16 protein-coding genes are annotated in these 18001 nt (G+C 64.7%); all 16 read right to left on the bottom strand.

Annotated features, from left to right (window positions below; translation table 11 throughout):
• Positions 1-14 precede the first annotated feature (14 nt).
• The 16 genes from DMP11_RS00155 to DMP11_RS00080 all read right to left on the bottom strand — a co-directional run bounded on the left by DMP11_RS00155 (position 15) and on the right by DMP11_RS00080 (position 17322).
• Positions 15-2345 carry a DNA internalization-related competence protein ComEC/Rec2 gene (locus DMP11_RS00155; RefSeq protein ID WP_123184474.1) on the bottom strand — a complete coding sequence of 777 codons (2331 nt, stop codon included), beginning with the start codon at positions 2343-2345 and terminating at the stop codon, positions 15-17.
• Positions 2332-3057 carry a ComEA family DNA-binding protein gene (locus tag DMP11_RS10570; protein ID WP_123184473.1) on the bottom strand — a complete coding sequence of 242 codons (726 nt, stop codon included), beginning with the start codon at positions 3055-3057 and terminating at the stop codon, positions 2332-2334. The genes DMP11_RS00155 and DMP11_RS10570 overlap by 14 nt, the downstream gene beginning before the upstream one ends.
• 309 nt (positions 3058-3366) lie before the next feature.
• On the bottom strand, positions 3367-4578 hold the full coding sequence (gene thiI, locus DMP11_RS00145; protein WP_123184472.1) for a tRNA uracil 4-sulfurtransferase ThiI: 1212 nt from the start codon (positions 4576-4578) through the stop codon (positions 3367-3369).
• A gap of 2 nt (positions 4579-4580) precedes the next feature.
• Positions 4581-4841: a DNA-directed RNA polymerase subunit omega gene (locus DMP11_RS00140; RefSeq protein ID WP_123184471.1), complete on the bottom strand. Its 261-nt coding sequence runs from the start codon at positions 4839-4841 to the stop codon at positions 4581-4583.
• Between the two features lie 3 nt (positions 4842-4844).
• Positions 4845-5420 (bottom strand): guanylate kinase, encoded by a 576-nt coding sequence (gene gmk, locus DMP11_RS00135; protein ID WP_123184470.1) that lies wholly within the window; start codon positions 5418-5420, stop codon positions 4845-4847.
• A 6-nt stretch (positions 5421-5426) separates the two neighbouring features.
• Positions 5427-5735, bottom strand: a complete 309-nt coding sequence (gene mihF / locus DMP11_RS00130) for an integration host factor, actinobacterial type (protein ID WP_123184469.1) — start codon at positions 5733-5735, stop codon at positions 5427-5429.
• Positions 5736-5984: 249 nt separating this feature from the next.
• Positions 5985-6725 carry an orotidine-5'-phosphate decarboxylase gene (gene pyrF / locus DMP11_RS00125; protein ID WP_123184468.1) on the bottom strand — a complete coding sequence of 247 codons (741 nt, stop codon included), beginning with the start codon at positions 6723-6725 and terminating at the stop codon, positions 5985-5987.
• Entirely contained in the window at positions 6719-7651 is a 933-nt protein-coding gene (locus DMP11_RS00120; protein WP_123184467.1) for a dihydroorotate dehydrogenase, read from the bottom strand. Before DMP11_RS00120 ends, pyrF begins: the two co-directional genes overlap by 7 nt.
• Positions 7651-8442: a dihydroorotate dehydrogenase electron transfer subunit gene (locus tag DMP11_RS00115; RefSeq protein WP_123184466.1), complete on the bottom strand. Its 792-nt coding sequence runs from the start codon at positions 8440-8442 to the stop codon at positions 7651-7653. The genes DMP11_RS00120 and DMP11_RS00115 overlap by 1 nt, the downstream gene beginning before the upstream one ends.
• A 75-nt stretch (positions 8443-8517) precedes the next feature.
• A complete protein-coding gene (carB, locus tag DMP11_RS00110; RefSeq protein WP_123184465.1) occupies positions 8518-11748 on the bottom strand; it encodes a carbamoyl-phosphate synthase large subunit in 3231 nt (1076 codons plus the stop codon).
• Entirely contained in the window at positions 11748-13121 is a 1374-nt protein-coding gene (carA, locus tag DMP11_RS00105) for a glutamine-hydrolyzing carbamoyl-phosphate synthase small subunit (RefSeq protein WP_123184464.1), read from the bottom strand. Before carA ends, carB begins: the two co-directional genes overlap by 1 nt.
• A 184-nt stretch (positions 13122-13305) precedes the next feature.
• Positions 13306-14598, bottom strand: coding sequence for a dihydroorotase (locus DMP11_RS00100; RefSeq protein WP_123184463.1), 1293 nt, complete (start codon positions 14596-14598; stop codon positions 13306-13308).
• A complete protein-coding gene (locus DMP11_RS00095) occupies positions 14582-15526 on the bottom strand; it encodes an aspartate carbamoyltransferase catalytic subunit (RefSeq protein WP_123184810.1) in 945 nt (314 codons plus the stop codon). The genes DMP11_RS00100 and DMP11_RS00095 overlap by 17 nt, the downstream gene beginning before the upstream one ends.
• A gap of 3 nt (positions 15527-15529) precedes the next feature.
• Positions 15530-16120, bottom strand: a complete 591-nt coding sequence (pyrR, locus tag DMP11_RS00090; RefSeq protein ID WP_123184462.1) for a bifunctional pyr operon transcriptional regulator/uracil phosphoribosyltransferase PyrR — start codon at positions 16118-16120, stop codon at positions 15530-15532.
• Between the two features lie 219 nt (positions 16121-16339).
• Positions 16340-16717, bottom strand: coding sequence for a helix-turn-helix domain-containing protein (locus tag DMP11_RS00085; protein ID WP_123184461.1), 378 nt, complete (start codon positions 16715-16717; stop codon positions 16340-16342).
• Between the two features lie 2 nt (positions 16718-16719).
• Complete coding sequence (locus tag DMP11_RS00080) at positions 16720-17322, bottom strand: hypothetical protein (RefSeq protein ID WP_123184460.1); 603 nt, start codon at positions 17320-17322, stop codon at positions 16720-16722.
• Positions 17323-18001: the final 679 nt, after the last annotated feature.

Below are 18001 nucleotides of genomic sequence, written 5' to 3'. Positions count from 1 at the left end.
GACGGCGGGGAAACCTATTCCGGGCCGCCGGCTTGCTGGATGCGCAGCTCGATGCGCTGCGGCGAAAACGAAGCGGTCACGTCTCCGCACACATCGGTGCGCAGCACCTGCGCCCCCGCTTCTTCCAGCAGCTGAAGAGTGGAGGGGTGCGGATGGCCGTAGCTGTTGCCCTCGCCCACGCTGATAAGGCCCACTTCTGGCGCCGTCGCTTCCAGAATGGGCGCGGAAAGGGCGTTCTTCGAGCCATGGTGGCCCACTTTCACCAGGTCCAGATTCCCGACGTCGAAGGCCGCAAGCGCCTTGGCGAGCGGCTGGGCCTCCGCGTCCCCGGTAAGAAGGAAGCGCCAGCCGTCTGCTCGGCGCGCAGGGGCGGTGCCCAAAAGGCACAGGCTGTCGTCGTTTCCCCCGCTGCTGGCAAACTCCAGCGGCCCCACCACCTCGAGCGTCACATCCCCCACCTGCATCGCGTCCCCCGCCTTGAGCCCCCGCACCTCGCAACCCAGCTGTTGAGCGGCCTCGCGGAAAAGCCCACAGTTTTCGCACGGGCAGGCAAGCACCCCTTCGTGGGCGTACACCGCTTCCACGGCCACATAGGGGTGCAAGGCGGGCAGCGACCCGTAATGATCCCGGTCGCTGTGGGTTACCACCACCGCATCCAAATGCCGCACGTTGTGGCGGGCCAGGGCGGCCAACAGCATTCGGTCTTCCTGGCCCGTGTCCACCAGCACGTTGCGGCCCCGGCTTGCCACAAGCAGCGCATCCCCCTGCCCCACGTCCAGCATTGCCAGCTGCGGGGGCGTAAACAGGGGAAGAGCGAAGAGAACCGCCCCAACCGCCAAGGAAGCACCCGCTGCAGCCGCAAGGGCGACCCGCCCCGTTACCCAGCGCCAGCAGCCGTAAAGGATCGCGGCCAGGCACAGCGACAGGGCGAGCGCCGGCACTACCGCCACGTCAACCGCAACGCAGGCCCCCGGCACAGCGGAGAAGAGCCCCACCAGCCACCGCAGCGGAGTGCAGGCCGCAGCCGCCAACCAGCACAGCGGCGCTGCGGCCGGCGCCAGCGCCACCGCCACAGCGCAGGCCAAACTGCCCATCACCGCGGGCGCGAACAAGGGAGCCGCCAACACGTTGCAGGGCAGCGCCACTGTGCTGAACTGGGAGAACAAGGCGCATCCAAGAGGCAAGGTTGCAATTTGGGACGACAGGGTGAGAGCCACCGGAGCCACCAGCACCTCGGAGAAGCGCTCCGGCACGAACCAGAACCAGGAGGCAATCTTCTGGGAGAACAGCAAGATGCCCAGCGTGGAGCCGGCCGAGAGCGCGAAGGACACCGAAAGCGCGCAAGAGGGCTCCAGCGCCACAAAGGCCAGAACGCATATCCCCAGCGCGTTGAGGGATGCGCCGCGCCGCTTGGCGAGGGCCGCCAGCAGGGCGGCCACCACCATGAAGGCCGATCGCAGCGCCGAAACCGGCATGCCGGCGAACAGCACGTACACCGCAACCAAAAGGCATAGAAGGGCCGTGCGCGCCTTCCGCCCCAAACGGGCCCGCTTCGCCAGCGCCTCGACGGCAAATGCCACCAAAGCCAGATGGGCCCCCGAAACCGCTACCAAGTGGGCAGTGCCCGACCATTTGAACTGGTCGTAGGCCCCCTCTGCCGCGATGCCCGGCCGCCACCCGCAGGCCAGCGCCACAATGAGGGAGGCGCCGGGGGCGCCGCTGCCGCTGATGCCCTCGATGGCCCGTTGGCGCAACGCCATGAGCCACCCTTTCGGCGCCGGGGCCTCGCTTGGCTGGAAATCGTCGGCCAACGCCCGCAGGGCGAAGCCGTTTTGCCAATAGAAGGCGGCCGCTGCAGGGGAAGGCCGGGCGAACGAGAAATGGCCGCAGAGCCGCTGGCCGCAGAAAACCGGCTCCTCCAAGCCAGTGAGGCGCACCTTCACCGTGCGTCCCTCCACCGTCGCCGCCGCCGGAGCGCTGTAACCGTAACCGCCCTCCGTCGCGTCCCCCAAAAGCTCCACTTCGCAGGCAACCGTCTCCCCGTCCAGCCAATCCGCCGCCCCATGCACCTGCACCGCCCCCGCACAGCCCAGCATCAGCCCCAAACCGGCACCCACCAGCGCCCAGGGCCACATTCGGCGGAACTTCGCGGCGAAAACCGCAGCGCTAACGGCCAGCGCCGTGCCCGCCGCAAAGGGCGGGGCAAGCGGCGGCGCGGTTTCCTGCCCCGCAGAGAAGGCTGCCGCGGCAGCGGCCCATAAGCCCAGGGCCATCAGCAGCAAGGGGGGAAGGGCGGGGCGCAGCGGACGGCGGCGAAGGTCGGCCGTAAGCTCAAACGCACACATCGTCCCGGAAGCCCTCCAGCTTCTTCTCCCCAATTCCGGAAACCCGCGTAAGGTCGTCAACGCTTGAGAACGGCCCGTTTTTGTCGCGGTCGGCCACGATGCGCCGGGCCAGCGCGTCCCCTATGCCGTTGAGCTGCGTCAGCTGCTCGGCGGTGGCGCGATTGACGTTCAAGGGGCCCGAAGAAGCGCCGCCCGCCTCCCCGCCTTCCCCTTGGCCCGGGGCGCCCCCCTGGGCCCACTGCCCCTCCTCTACCTGTCGGGCGCTGGGCACTATCACCTGCTGCCCGTCCTGCAAAAGCGCCGCCAAGTTCACGGAATCCGGCGCGGCCTCCTCCGTCATGCCGCCGGCCGCCCGCACCGCATCGTCCAGGCGCGCATCGGGCGCAAGCTCGTACACTCCCGGCACCGCCACGCATCCCCCCACGTGCACCATAATGGAGGGCGAATCCTCGGCGCCGTCGGAACCGTCCGCCCCCTCCCCTTGCGCCTGCCCGCCCTCGGGCAGCGCATCGCCAGAGGGCGGCGCCGAAGAATCCGGCGCAGATGCCGCCAAATCCCCGTCCCCCACCACCGCCACCGGCGGCTGCAGGGCCCCCATCAAGCCGACCGCGGCCACCAGCATCGCCGCTATCGCCGCCACTGCCACCAGCGGCGCTCTGGCCCGCAGGCGCTTGTCCAAATCCATCTGGTTGACTTCGTCGATGAAACCCACAGCCGCTCCTTTCCCGTTTGGGAAAAGGCTAGCGCCCGCAATCGCCAACCGGGCGCCAAACGGCCATCAGCCTGGTTGCAGCGCAACCGCAAAAGCGCCCCCTGCCTTCCCGGAATCCGTGCCACGAAAGACGCGCCCGCGCTGCGGCCGGACGCCATGGGCGCCGCCCCGATTCGCCGGATATTCAACGGCCGTTCCACCCCTGCTCGACGCCAAGGCGCCGAAACGGGGCCGGCAGACGGCCGCAACAAAAACCGCCCGCGCTCCCAAGAGCAGCGGGCGGTGGGCAAATCAATGGCTTGATCGGCGCTATCGGCTTTTCGGTGGCTTGTAGGATGGGCAAGCGTAATCATGGGGCTCGGCGGAGGCCACCAGCTCTTCCACCCACTCATCGATGGGAAACTGCGCCTCGGCCTCTTCCACCACGGACAGTTTCGCATGGGTTTCCGGAGACCGGGGCATGAACAGCGTGCAGCAGTCCGGCGCGTCCTGAGAGGAAATCTCGAACGTACCCAACCGCTGGGCATCGCCGATTATCTCCAACTTGTCCATGCCGATGAGCGGCCGGAACACCGGCAGGTCCACCACGGCATTGGTGCAGGCGATGTTCTCCATGGTCTGAGAGGCCACCTGCCCCAGGCTCTCGCCGGTCACCAGCGCCCCGGCCCGTTCTTTGCGGGCCAGCGCCTGCGCCACCCGAAACATAAGGCGCCGGTACAAGATGATGCGCAGAGCCGGGGGCGCCATGAGGGAAATCTCCCGCTGGTAATCGCCGAAGGGCACCACGTACAGGCGCCCCACGCAACCGTTTTTCTGCAGCACTTGGCAAATCTCGTCCACCAGGTACTCGGCGGCGTCCGACGTCTGGGGGCGCCCCGAAAAAGTAACGGCCACGCAGGTGGCCCCGCGCCGGGCGGTGCGCCACAGCGCCACCGGCGAATCGATGCCGGAAGACAGCAGGCACATCGCTTTGCCGGAGCTGCCCACCGGCAAACCGCCGATGCCCCGCACCGACCGGGCATATACGTAGGCGGCGTTCTGCACCACTTCCACGTTCACGGTGACATCCGGGTCTTTCATGCGCACCCGCTTGTCCGGATGGGCCAAGCACAGCACTTCGCCGATTTGACGGTTGATGGCCATGGAGTCCACCGGAAAGTCGGTATGGTTGCGGCGGCCGTGCACCTTGAAGGTCTCAAACGGGCCGGCATCCGCCAGGGCATCCAGAGCCGCCCGTCCGATAACCTCCATGTCGCGGGCGCACTTGAAGCCGCACGACACCCGCGCCACCCCCGGGGTGAGCACCAAAGCGTCGGTTACCGCGCAGGCCTCCTCAAAGGATGTGCCCTCTTTCAGGAACACCACCAGGCGCCCGGCCACCCGATGGACGGTGACAACGGGCCATAACACAAGCAGCGCCTCAAGATTCTTCTGGAGGCGCTTCTCGAATGTTGAGCGATTGTGGCCCTTCAGCCCAATCTCGTGGTAGTGAACCAGGATAATTCGCTGGAACGCTTCCATTCCTAGTGATTCTTCACGTCGATGGAAGCAGGATCGTAGGAAACCTCACCGCGCACCACTTCGGTGAACGCCATGGAAAGGGGCTTCTTATCGGCGGCGCGGGCAATCTCCACTGCCGTCTGCAGCTGGATGGCGCGATCGCGCTGACCGCGCATCATGTCGTTGATGTCGTGGGCGCGCTTGGAGGCCAGGGCGCACAGCAGGAAACGGTCGTTGTCGGAGCGCTCCAACAACTCGTCGATCTTCGGTTCGATGATACTCATGTTCTACAATCCTTGCGGTTTCTCGGCTTGGGCATTCACGTAATCGACCAGTTCCGCCACAGCAGAATCCAGGTCGTCATTTACCAGCCGCTTATCATAGCGCATTTTCTGGAAAAGCTCCAGCCTCGCCGCCTGCATGCGCTTTTCAATCACGTCATCGGCTTCGGTGCCCCGGCCGCGCAGGCGCGCCTCCAGCACTTCCATGGAAGGAGGCTCGATGAAAACCAAGTGCGCTTCGGGAATCTTATCCTTGATCTGAAAGGCCCCCTGCACGTCGATTTCCAAAATGACCTGCTTGCCTTCGGCTATCTTCTGCTCCACAGAGGAACGGGGGGTGCCGTAGCAGTTGCCCGCGTACTCGGCCCATTCCAGAAAGCCGTCCGTTTCGGCGCGGCGCAGGAACTCGTCGCGATCGAGGAAATAGTAGGAAACGCCGTCCACCTCCCCCGCCCGCGGTGCGCGCGTGGTGGCGGAAACGGATACCCAGCTGTCGGGCACCGCCTCCAAAAGACGGGCCACCAGGGTGCCCTTACCGGCCCCTGATGGCCCCGAGACGACAAATAGATTGCCAGTTCTCATGAACGATTAGCCCAGACGGCTGAGAAGAGCCTCGGTCTGGCGCTCGCCCAAGCCGCGAAGACGGCGGCTTTCCGCAATTTGCAGCTCTTTCATAAGCTTCTCGGCGCGGGCCTTGCCGTAACCGGGCATGGTTTCGATGAGGGCGGAAACCTTCATGCGGCCCACAACCGGATCGTCTTTCATGGCAATGACGTCAGCAAGGGTGACCTTCTCGTTCTTGAGGTCCTCGCGAACCTGAGCCCTCTTGATACGAGCCGCCTTGGCTTTTTCCAGGGCTTGCGCGCGGTCTTCGGCGCTGAGTTGAGGTATGGCCATTTATTTCTCCTTCTATCGCATCGGCAGCAGGGATGATACCACGAAAGTTCCCAGCGTCAGCCCTCATTTTGCCCTTTTCCCGGTTTCCGAGCCAAATTATAGACGCCCGCCCTTGCGCGGCGGCGCTGGAAAACGGCTGCGGCAAGGCCAGCGCTCATCAGGCAAAACGCGCCAAAGTAACCCCAAATGCCGATAGCCCCACACGGGCGCCCGAGAGGGCTGCGGGGCTATCGGATAAGCGGTATCAACTTACAGGCCACAGGCCTCAAGCTCGGCGGCGATGGCGTCGAAGGCGGCAACCGGGTTGGGCGCCTGCACGATGGGGCGGCCGATGACGATGTGGGAAGCGCCCCGCTGGAACGCTTCGGCGGGAGTGGCCACGCGGCTCTGGTCTCCCAACGCGGCGCCGGCAGGGCGCACGCCGGGGGTTACGATGTAGGCGTCCGGCCCCAAGATCTGCCGCAGCTCGGCCGCCTCTTGCGGCGAGGCCACCACGCCGGAGATGCCGGAATCCTGGGCCAGCACGGCCATGGCGGCCACCTGCTGATTCATGGGCCGCTGAATGCCCACTTCGGTAAGCATCTCCTGGCTCATGGACGTGAGCACCGTGATGCCCACGGTGGCCGGCACTTCCCCGCCGTACTCGGCAGCCCCGGCCACGGCTCCCCGCTGGGCCGCCTCCATCATGGCGCGGCCCCCCACCGTGTGCATGGTTATCATGTCGGCCCCGGAAGCGGCGGCGGAGCGGGCGGCGCCTTCCACCTGATGGGGGATGTCGTGGAATTTGAGGTCCAGGAACACCTTGAAGCCGCGGCGCTTGAACATCTTCACGATGGCCGGGCCCTCGGCGTAGTACAGCGTCATGCCAATTTTAAGCCACGTGGCGTGGTCTTCCAGCTGGTTGGCCAGCGCGATGGCCTCCCAAGAGTCGCAGTCAAGCGCCACCATCACGCGGTCTTTGGCGGGAATGGAATCGAAGGCAGTTAGCATTCCAAGGCTCCTATCAGCTCGTTCACGTCGGTCACACCGTATTGCTCACAGTAATCAATGATGCCGTCAATCACGTCCACCGTGGCGGTGGGGTTGGCGAAGTTGGCGGTGCCCACTGCCACCGCCGTGGCGCCCGCCAGCATGAACTCCACCGCATCGGTGCCGCAGGATACGCCCCCCATGCCCAGCACTGGCACGGAGACGGCATTGGCCACCTGCCACACCATGCGAAGCGCCACCGGCTTCACCGCCGGGCCCGAATAGCCGCCTACCACGCGCGCCAGCTGAGGGCGACGGGTGCGGGCGTCGATGGCCATCCCCAATAGCGTGTTGATAAGGGACACCCCGTCGGCGCCGGCCGCTTCGGCGGCGCGAGCAATTTCGGTGATGTCGGTGACGTTGGGGGTGAGCTTCACGATAAGCGGCCGTTTGGTGGCGGCGCGGCACAGCCTCACCACCTTTTCCACGCTGGGCACGTGGCAGCCCATGGTCATGCCGCCGGCGTCCACGTTGGGGCACGATATGTTCACCTCGTAGGCGGCCACCGGCGCATCTTCCAACGCCTCGATCACCGCCACGTACTCGTCGAAGCTGTGGCCCGACACGTTCACCATGGCAGTGGCCCCTTGGGCCGCCAGCCACGGCAATTCCACTTCCTTCAGATGGGCCACGCCGGGGTTCTGCAGGCCGATGGAGTTCAGCAGACCGGAAGCCGTCTCGGCGATGCGAGGGGTTGCGTTGCCCTCCCAGCCGTTCAGGGAAACGCCCTTGGTGGTGACGGCCCCAAGCGCTGCCACATCCACGAAGTCGGCGTACTCCATGCCGGCGCCAAAGGTGCCAGAACCCACCGTAACCGGGTTTTTCATGGGAAGCCCGCCCAGGTTGACGGCCAAATTCACGTTCGTGTGCCGCGGTTTGCGCGCCATTACCACACCACCTCCGTCGAAGGGAACACCGGCCCGTCCACGCAGGCCCGCTTCTTGCCGGCCGTGGTGTCCACCACGCACGACAGGCACGCCCCCACGCCGCAGGCCATGCGCCGCTCCAGCGACACCTCGCACATGACGCCGGCCCTCTCGGCCATGGCAGCCACCAGCTTCATCAACGGCTCGGGGCCGCAGCAGGCCACGTAATCGAAGGGGGCACCGGCAGCCGCCGCCTCATCCAGCGCCTCCTGCACAAGCGGGGTGCAGAAACCGGCGCGGCCGAAGCTGCCGTCGTCGGTGGAGCAGCGGGGGGCGCATCCCAGCGCCGCCTCGAACCGTTGCCGCGCCACCAGGGCCTCGGCGGTTTGGGCCCCCAAGATGGACACCACCTCCGCCCCCTTAGCCGCCAACTGGCATGCCAGCGGGTGGATGGGGGCGCTGCCCACCCCGCCGGCCACCAACAGCGCCTTTTTGCAGTTGGCCGACGGTTGCCAGCCACGCCCCACCGGGCCTATCATCTCCACCGCGTCCCCTGGCGCAAGCGAGGTCATGTGGTTGGTGCCGAACCCCAGCACCTGGTACATCATGTCCACCGTGCCCGCTTGCGCGTCGGCCGCGTACACCCCGAAGGGGCGCCGCAGGATGTGCCCCTCCATGCCGGGCACCTTCACGTGCACGAACTGCCCCGGCCGGGCCGCCGCCGCAATCTGGGGCGCCGCCACGGTCATGAGCCAGATGTTGCACCCCGCTTCCTCGTTCGCCAGAATCGGCGCGCTTTCGTTATAGAGCATCTTCGCCTTCCGCCCCTCTCTTCGCCGTTGCGGCGATTCTACCACGCTCCGTCGCCCGGTTGGCCCAAGCGCCCGCTACCACTGGGGCAGATCCTGCAGGGCCACTACGTTCAGCTTTCGGGCGCGGGCGGCCTCCATGCCCGCCACCATGGCCTGGGCACCGGCCAGGTTGGTCACCTGGGTGATGCCGTGCTTCACCGCCTCGGTGCGCAGCTCGTAACCGTCGGAACGGGTGGCGTTGCCGAAAGGCGTGTTCACCATCAGGCATATCTCGCCGCCGGCGATCATGTCCCGCACGTTGGGGGCGCCCTCGCTCACCTTCTTCACCACTTCGCAGTCGATGCCGGCCGCCGCCAGCGTGCGGGCGGTGCCGGAGGTGGACACGATGTCGAAGCCCATCCGCTGGATGTCCCGCACGATGGAGGCGATGGCGCGCTTGTCGCGGTCGCACACCGAAACGAACACTTTTCCCTGCTCCGGCAGCGCATAGCTGATGGCCAGCTGGGTTTTGGCGAAGGCGCTGGGGAAGTTGCGGGCAATGCCCATCACCTCGCCGGTGGATTTCATCTCGGGGCCCAGCACGGTATCGGAACCGGGGAAACGCCCGAAGGGCATCACCGCCTCCTTCACGGAGAAGTGGTCGAGGCGCCTGTCGTCCGGCGGCAGGTTCAGGTCGGCGATCTTCTCCCCCGCCATGATGCGGGCGGCCGCCTTCGCCAGCGGCACGCCGGTGGCCTTCGACACGAACGGCACCGTGCGGCTGGCGCGCGGATTGGCCTCGATGATGTAGATCACCTGGTCTTTGATGGCGAACTGGATGTTGATGAGGCCCACCACCCCCAGCCGCAGCGCCAGCCTGCGGGCGATGGAGCGCAGCTGGTCCTGCACCGCCTCGGACAAGGCGAAAGGCGGCGTGCAGCAGGCGGAGTCGCCGGAGTGGATGCCGGCCATCTCGATGTGCTCCAGAATGCCGCCCACGTACACCTCCTCGCCGTCGCACAAGGCGTCCAGGTCCACTTCCACGGCCCCTTCCAGAAAGCGGTCGAGGTAAACCGGATGGTCGGGGGTGATGCGGGCGGCTTCGGCCATGTACTTCTCCAGCTGGGCGCCGTCGTAAACGATGCCCATGCCGCGGCCCCCCAGCACGTAGCTGGGGCGCACCAGAAGCGGAAAGCCCAGTTGGTCGGCCACGATGCAGGCTTCTTCGAAGGTGGAGGCCATGCCGGCGGCCGGGTAGGTGATGGACAGCTCGTCCAAAATGGCGGAGAAGCGGTCGCGGTCTTCCGCCAGGTCGATGGCCTCGGGGCTGGTGCCCATGATGGGCACCCCCGCCTGGGCCAACTGGTGCGCCAGCTTGAGCGGCGTCTGGCCCCCCAGCGTCACCACCACGCCGTCCGGCTGCTCCGCATCCACGATGTCCATCACGTCCTCGAAGGTGAGCGGTTCGAAGAACAGCTTGTCGGAGGTGTCGTAATCGGTGGACACGGTTTCCGGGTTGCAGTTCACCATGATGGTCTCGAAACCGGCTTCCGCCAACGCGTAGGAAGCGTGCACGCAGCAGTAGTCGAACTCGATGCCCTGGCCAATGCGGTTGGGGCCGGCCCCCAAGATCATGGCGCGGCGGCGCGCTTTCGGCGCCACTTCGGTTTCATCCGCATCGTAGGTTTTGTAATGATAGGCGGTAGAACTGGCGAATTCGGCGGCGCAGGTGTCCACCGTCTTGAACGCCGGCACCACCCCCAGCATCTTGCGGCAGGTGCGCACCGTGGCCTCGTCGCTGCCGGTGAGGCGCGCTATCTGGGCATCGGAGAGGCCGTAGCGCTTGCACAGGCGCAGCGCGTCAGCGTCCAGCTGCTCCAGCCGCAGGCCCCGCAGGTTCTCTTCGATCGCCACCACGTCGGCCATGCGGGAGAGGAAGAACTCGTCGATGCGGGTGGCCTCGAACAGCTGCTCCACCGTCCAGCCGCGCCGCAGCGCCTCGGCCAGGTAGAAGATGCGATCAGCGGTGGGACGGGCAACCAGCCGGCAGAACTCCTCCCCGTCCGGCACGCTGCGCTCGGGGGAGAAGGCCTTGTCGGCCCCGAAGCCCTCGCGGCCGTTCTCCAGGCTGCGCAGCGCCTTGCCCAGCGCCTCTTCAAAGGTGCGGCCGATGGCCATCACCTCCCCCACCGCCTTCATGCGGGTGGAGAGGGTGTCGTCGGTGCCCTGGAACTTCTCGAAGGCGAAGCGCGGCACCTTCACCACGCAGTAGTCGATGGAGGGCTCGAAGCAGGCGGGGGTGGCTTTGGTGATGTCGTTCACGATCTCGTCCAGCGTATAGCCCACCGCCAGCTTCGCCGCCGCCTTGGCGATGGGGAAACCGGTGGCCTTCGACGCCAGCGCCGAAGAGCGGGAAACACGGGGGTTCATCTCAATCACGATCATGCGGCCGTTGTCGGGGTTTACGGCAAACTGCACATTGGAGCCACCGGTTTCCACCCCGATCTTCTCCAGGATAGCCAGCGAAGCCACGCGCATCCGCTGATACTCCACATCGGAGAGGGTTTGGGCTGGGGCCACCGTGATGGAGTCGCCCGTGTGGATGCCCATGGGGTCAAGATTCTCGATGGAGCACACGATGATGCCGTTGCCGGCGCGGTCGCGCATCACCTCCATCTCGTATTCCTTCCAGCCCTCGATGGACTCCTCTACCAGCACCTCGCCGGCCGGGGACAGCTCGATGCCCTGGGAGACGATGGTGATCAGCTCTTCTTCGCTGTGGGCGATGCCGCCGCCGGCGCCGCCCAGGGTGAACGACGGTCGCAGCACCACCGGGTACCCCAGCTGGGCCACGATGCCCAGGGCGTCTTCCACCGAATAGGCATAGCCGCTGCGAGCCGTTTCGATGCCCAGATCGGCCATGCAGTCGTTGAATAGCTTGCGGTCTTCGCCCCGCTCGATGGCGGCCAGGTCGCAGCCGATCATCTCCACGCCGTACTTCTCCAGCACGCCGCTGCGGGCCAGCTCGACGGCGGTGTTCAGACCAGTTTGGCCCCCCAGCGTGGGCAGCAGCGCATCGGGGCGCTCTTTCTCGATTACCTGCTCCACGAACTGGGCGGTGATGGGCTCCACATAAGTGCGGTCGGCCAAACCGGGATCGGTCATGATGGTGGCGGGGTTGCTGTTCACCAGCACCACGCGGTAGCCGTCGGCCTTCAGCACCTTGCAGGCCTGGGCACCGGAATAGTCGAACTCGCAGGCCTGCCCGATCACAATGGGACCGCTGCCGATGACCAAGATGGTTTTGATGTCAGTGCGCTTGGGCATTAGGCCCTCCCTTCAACGGCTGCGGCTTCGTCCACCCCGTCGGCCGAGCCAAAGCCCCATCCGGCCAGGCGGTCGTCGGCGATGTCGATGTCCAGGTAATCCTCGCGGCCGTCCATTAGGCGCGTGAAGGCGGTGAACAGGTAATGGGCGTCGGTGGGCCCCGGGGATGCCTCCGGGTGGTACTGCACCGAGAAGGCGGGGATGTCCAAGAAGGCGATGCCCTCCGGCGTGCCGTCGTTCAAGTTCACATGGGTGAGCTGGATGCGGCCAAAGCGAGGGTTGTCCACCACCGGCGCCTTGCGGGAGCGGGCCCAGAAGCGCAGGTCGGGCTGATGGTTGCGGAAGCCGCCGGAAAGAGCAGGCACCAGCGGCCCCAAAGAGGGCCATACCAACCCGAAGCCGTGGTTCTGGGCGGTAATCTCCACGCGGCCGGTGCGCAGGTTCATCACCGGGTGGTTGCCGCCGCGGTGGCCGTACTTCAACTTCTCGATTTCAGCGCCGGACGCCTTGGCGATCATCTGATGCCCCAGGCAGATGCCGAACACCGGCACCTTGCCCAGCAGCTTCTCCACCTGGCTGTAGGTGCCCTCCACCGCCTCCGGATCGCCGGGGCCGTTGGAGAGGAACACGCCGTCGGGCTGCATGGCCAGCACGTCTTCGGCCGGGGTGTCCCAGGGCACCACCATGAGGTCGCAGCCGCAGCGCACCAGGTTGTGCAGGATGGATTCCTTGGCGCCGCAATCGTAGGCCACCACCTTGTAGCGGGGCTTTGCGGCCGGGGCAACGGCGAAGCCATGGCCCTTGGGCAGTTGCTCGGCTCCCACCTGGCGCTTTTCCGCCACCGACACCCGCTGCACGTGATTCTCCCCCACCAGCTGCGCACTGGCGCGCACCTTGGCCAGCAGGCTTTCCGGGTTCACGTCGTCGGTGGAGAGCACCGCCCGCATGGCGCCGTTATCGCGCACGTGGCGCACCAGGGCACGGGTGTCCACGCCCTCAAGGGCCACCACGTTGCTGCGGCGCAAGAACTCCGGCAGGCTCACGGTGCTGCGCCAATTGGAAGGATGAGCGCACACATCGCGGGCCACCAGACCGGACAGGGCCGGCCGCGCCGCTTGCACGTCTTCCGGGTTCACGCCGTAGTTGCCGATCTGCGGGTAGGTCATGGTTACAATCTGGCCGGCGTAAGAGGGGTCGGTGAGCACTTCCAGGTACCCCTCCAGCGAGGTGTTGAAGCAAATCTCCCCGTACACCTCCCCCGTCGCTCCGCAGGCCGTGCCGGTGAAGAAGGTACCGTCCTCCAACATGAGGGCCGCCGGTTGCTGCCCTTCTTTGGTGGTGCCCTTCAGCAGTTGCTCCGAGACTTCGCTCAATGCATTTCCTTTCCCCAAGGATCAAGCCGCAAAAAAAACGCCCCGAAAACCGGGGCGTTCGAGTAGCCTGAAATCCTAAGTGCTTCCCTTGTCGGTCTCTCTGTACCGCCCTTAAAAGGTCTGGAAACATGATAGGAAAAAAGCAGGGCCCGCCGATGAGGTTTCCGCCAGCGAGCCCAATTTCCTACTCTACGACCACGCCGTCTTCCATGGTGGCGTAACCGCCCACGTAGGTGTCGGTGGCGCGGCCCTTCAGCTGCGCGCCGATAAAGCCGGAGTTGTTGGCGCGGGAATAGAAGTCGCCCGCCTCCACCGTCCAGCTGGCCTCGGGATCGATCACCGTGAAGTCGGCCACGCAGCCGGCCTCGATTTTCACCGGCTCGTCCCGCATCAGCTGACGGGGGTTCACCGCCATCAGCTCCACCATGCGGTTGAAGTCGATGACGCCCTCGTTCACCAGGTGGGTGAGCACCAGGCCCAGCGAGGTTTCCAGCCCGGTCATGCCGAAGGGGGCCAGTTCGAACTCGCGGTCCTTCTCCCAGTCGGTGTGGGGGGCGTGGTCGGTGACGATGCAGTCCACCGTGCCGTCGGCCACGCCGGCCACCAGGGCGGCGGCGTCTTCGGCGGTGCGCAGCGGCGGGTTCACCTTGAAGCAGGTTTGGTACTCGTCGGTGATGGCGTCCTCGGTGAGGAACATATGGTGCGGGGTGACCTCGCAGGTAACCGGCAGCCCCTCAGCCTTGGCGGCGCGCACCAGATCCAGGCCGCGGGCGGTGGTCACGTGCTGGATGTGCAGCGGGCAACCGGTGAGGCGGCAAAGGGCGATGTCGCGGGCGATTTCAATCTCCTCGCCCTCGGCGGGCCAGCCCAGCATCCCCAGGCGGGTGGAGGCCACCCCTTCGTTCACCTGGCCGTCCCCCACCAGGCCGTTGTCCTGGGCGTGCACCATCACCACGCGGTTGAACTGGGAGGCGTAATCCATCACGCGGCGCATCATGCCGGCGTCCTGGATGCCCTTGCCGTCATCGGTGAAGGCGCTGGCGCCGTGGGCCACCATGTCGCCCATCTCGGAGAGGGTCTCCCCTTTGAGCCCCTGGCTGCAGGCGCCGGCCACGTACACGCGGGCCTTGCCCTTGGCGGCCGCCACCGCCTTCACGTATTCCACGCCCATGGCGTTGTCGATTACCGGAGCGGTGTTGGGCATGGCGCACACGGCCGTGAATCCGCCGTGGGCCGCCGCGCGGGTGCCGGAAGCGATGTCTTCCTTCTGCTCCCCGCCCGGCTCGCGCAGGTGCACATGGATGTCCACCAGGCCCGGCACCAGCACTTTTCCGGAAAGGTCGCGCTCCACGCCTTTCTCCATGGTCAGGTTGTGGCCCACTTCCACGATGCGGCCGTCGCGCACCAGGATATCGCACACTTCGTCCAGCCCCACCTGGGGGTCGATCACACGGGCGTTCTTAAGCATCAAAGCCATCGTTGGAACCTCCTAGCAACAGGTACAGGGCAGCCATGCGCACCAGCACGCCGGCGTAAACTTGGTCGAGGATGATAGAGCGCTCCGGGTGGTCGGCCATGAAGCTGTCCAGCTCCACGCCGCGGTTGATGGGGCCCGGGTGGCACACGCAGGCGTCCGGCTTCATCAGCTTGTCGCGTTTTTGGGTGAGGCCGTAGAGCATGTTGTACTCCCGCAGGCTGGGGTACGGGGCGCCCTCCAGCCGCTCCCGCTGGATGCGCAGCATGTATACCACGTCCATCTCCGGCAGCACCTCGTCCAGGTTGCTGGACACGTGGTCGGCTCCCAGGATGTCGGGACGGGCCGGCAGCAGCGTGGGCGGCGCCACCACGGTGACATCGCAGCCCATGATCTTGAGCGCGGGGATGAGGCTGCCGCACACGCGGGAGTGGCCGATGTCTCCCACCACCGCAACCTTCAGGTTGTCGAAGCTGCCCTTGCGCTCCCAGATGGAGTACAGGTCCAGCAGCGCCTGGGTGGGGTGCTGGTGCTTGCCGTCGCCGGCATCGATCACGGAAACCCCGGACACGTCGGCGATCTTGCGGGGCACGCCGGCGTGCTTGTCGCGCACCACGATGAGGTCGATCTTGTAGGAGCACAGGGTTTCCACGGTGTCCACCAGGCTCTCGCCCTTCACGGTGGAGGTGGAGCTGCCGCCGAAGTTCAGGCTGTCGGCCGAGAGGCGCTTTTCGGCGATCTCGAACGACGAGCGGGTGCGGGTGGAAGGCTCGTTGAACATGTTGACCACGGTGAAGCCCTTCAGCGTGGGCACCTTCTTCACGCGGCGCTCGTTCACCTGCTTGAAGTTCTTGGCAGTTTCCAGCAGCAGCATGATGTCGTCTGCGGAATACTGGGTGATGTCGATCAAATGCTTGTGGTTGAAGGCCATGCCCTACTCACCTCCGTTGGTAACCGGTGCGGCGCCGGCCCGCTGGCCCTGCGCCATTTCCAAAATCTCCACCGCCGAGAAGCCGTCCACTTCCTCCAGGAAGAGGCGCACGTTCTCGTCGGATGCGGAAGGCACGTTCTTGCCCACGTAGTCGGCGCGGATGGGCAGCTCGCGATGGCCGCGGTCCACCAGCACCGCCAGCTGCACCGAGGCGGGGCGGCCGTTGTCCATGAGGGCGTCCAGCGCCGCGCGGATGGTGCGGCCGGTGTACAGCACGTCGTCCACCAGCACGATGGTCATGCCGTCGATGTCGAAGGGGATGTCGGTGGAATGCACCTCGGGGGCAAAGTGGGTGGCGAAGTCGTCCCGGTAGAAGCTGATGTCCAGCTTGCCGTGGGGAACGCTCACCCCCTCGATGGCCTCGATGCGCTCCGCCAGCTTGTCCGCCAGCAAGTCGCCACGGGTGACGATGCCCACCAGGGCGATGTTGTCGGCGCCGTGATTCGCTTCAAGAATCTGGTGCGCCATGCGCGTCAGGGCGCGCTCGATCTCGTCAGAATCCATGCACGTGGATTTGACCCTTCCGTCTTTCATACACACTCCTTTCACGTTCGAGTGCGTACAGACGAAACCGCGTTTGCGCCTTTGGCCCCGTTGCTTCCGCCCCGCTCGCCGCTGCGATCCAGGCAATAAAAAAGCCCTGTCGCACACGACAAGGCAGATAGACTTCGGGCCACTTGGGCGCTTACCTTGTCGGTCTCTCTGTACCGCTTTTAAAGGACGGCGCCTAGTATACGCTCATTTCCCGCAGCTTCAACCCCCATTTTCAAAAGGCTCCCCGCAAAGGCGAACGGAAGACTGAGCATCGGGAACAAGCATCGAAATCGGAACTTCAGATGCAGCGGGCAGGTCACCGCCCGTCCCTCCCTGAGGAGCAAAAGCCAAGTCCAGCGCCGAACCATCTTGCAGCCGAGGTGCTTCTGGTTCGCTCTTTTCAAACTTGATTATTTCCCCAGGCTGACAATCCAGAACATCGCAGATTCTATCCAACGTCGAGAAGCGGATGGCTTTAACATGGCCGAACTTGAGGTTGGACATATTTGCACGAGAAATGCCCACTTCGCGGGCGAGTTCGCTTACCGAAATGCCCTTGGCGTCCATAATCTCATCGATGCAGAGCACAATCGCCACCGCTAAACCACCGAATCTTTCTCCATCTGCAGATAAGCCCCATAGCGAAAAACCGAAGCCAGGGCCCATAATACCAGAGCTATGCAAAGCGGAGATAAATCGACTGCTGCAAGTCCAGGCGCCTCAACACCTCGAAGCGGGTCCATTACGGCACTCCAAACCGCGTTACTGGGAAACCCCATCAGGGGCATGCTGATTGTCAGACCAAGAAACCCCTGTGGGGAGAGGGCGGCCACGCAGAGAGAAAATCCAACCCCGGCCACAAACAAAATCATGAAGGCTGCGGCCAGCTTTCGGAGCGCAATCTCACAATCCCGAAACGACAAGGCGCCAGAAGTTTCCGCACGGGAAAAAAGCCCGGCAACAACTCCCGCAATTGATGAATACAAGGCCCCGATAATCCCCCATTCCGCAAATTGCGCGATTGTTGCCATCTGACCATCCGCGAAAAAAGACAGATATAGTACGGCTATTGCGCAAGATACACTCACCAAAAGCATGAAATACTTTACCGTGCCCAATACCAAATAGATGAATCGCCAAAGCCTCTTCTGGGCAGGGCCCCACTCGTATTGCCGGCTTCGTGTATCTGCGCAATAGGCCATTCGCTTCTCCTTTTAAGCCCTAATGGTAAACACATCTCCTGAAGACGTAGTTACGACAACCGAAGGGTTAAAGCACAAAACACTCTACCATCATATGTACCGAATATCAATACATATATTGAATTTCGATACAGATTTGGTTGCACGTCGAAGGAGAGTGTTTTTTCGTTCTGCCCACGCTCTCAAGGCTTTGGCACGTACAGCCATCCCTTAAGCCTCTATACCTAGCATTCACGGCTCAATTCGTAAAATGTTGAAATGGTCGGAAGTGACGGCAATTCCAACCATGATGAAATTGGTTATATCATATTTCGACAATAATCGGAATTACTTTGCAAAAAAACGCCCCATGATTGCGCTCACGTTTGGCAAAACAGTCCCTTTTTCCGAGCCTGAGACCGAAAATGGCTGGAATTGGCGGCAATTCCAGCCATTTTACGGAGGAAGCGGATGAGGCGCCATCCGATCTGCCATCCGAAGGAGCGCGCAGCTACCAGTTGGTCGGATAGCGGCCAAAGGAGCGAGGCGCCAGACGGGGGGAGCAATATGCTAGCCGGAAGAGCGATGCGCCAGGCGGAAGGACGGGCAGAGATGCGGGATAGTGGGACGCGAGGGCGTATGGGGGCGCTATTATGCGATACGACGTTGCGGCTGCGGTGGATTGCGCGCAAAGAGGCGG

The sequence above is a fragment of the Parvibacter caecicola genome (genome assembly GCF_003725335.1).
GTDB classification, from domain to species: Bacteria; Actinomycetota; Coriobacteriia; order Coriobacteriales; family Eggerthellaceae; genus Parvibacter; species Parvibacter caecicola.
Note: the sequence above shows the minus strand (reverse complement) of the source record. Positions and strands in the feature narration are given on the sequence as shown.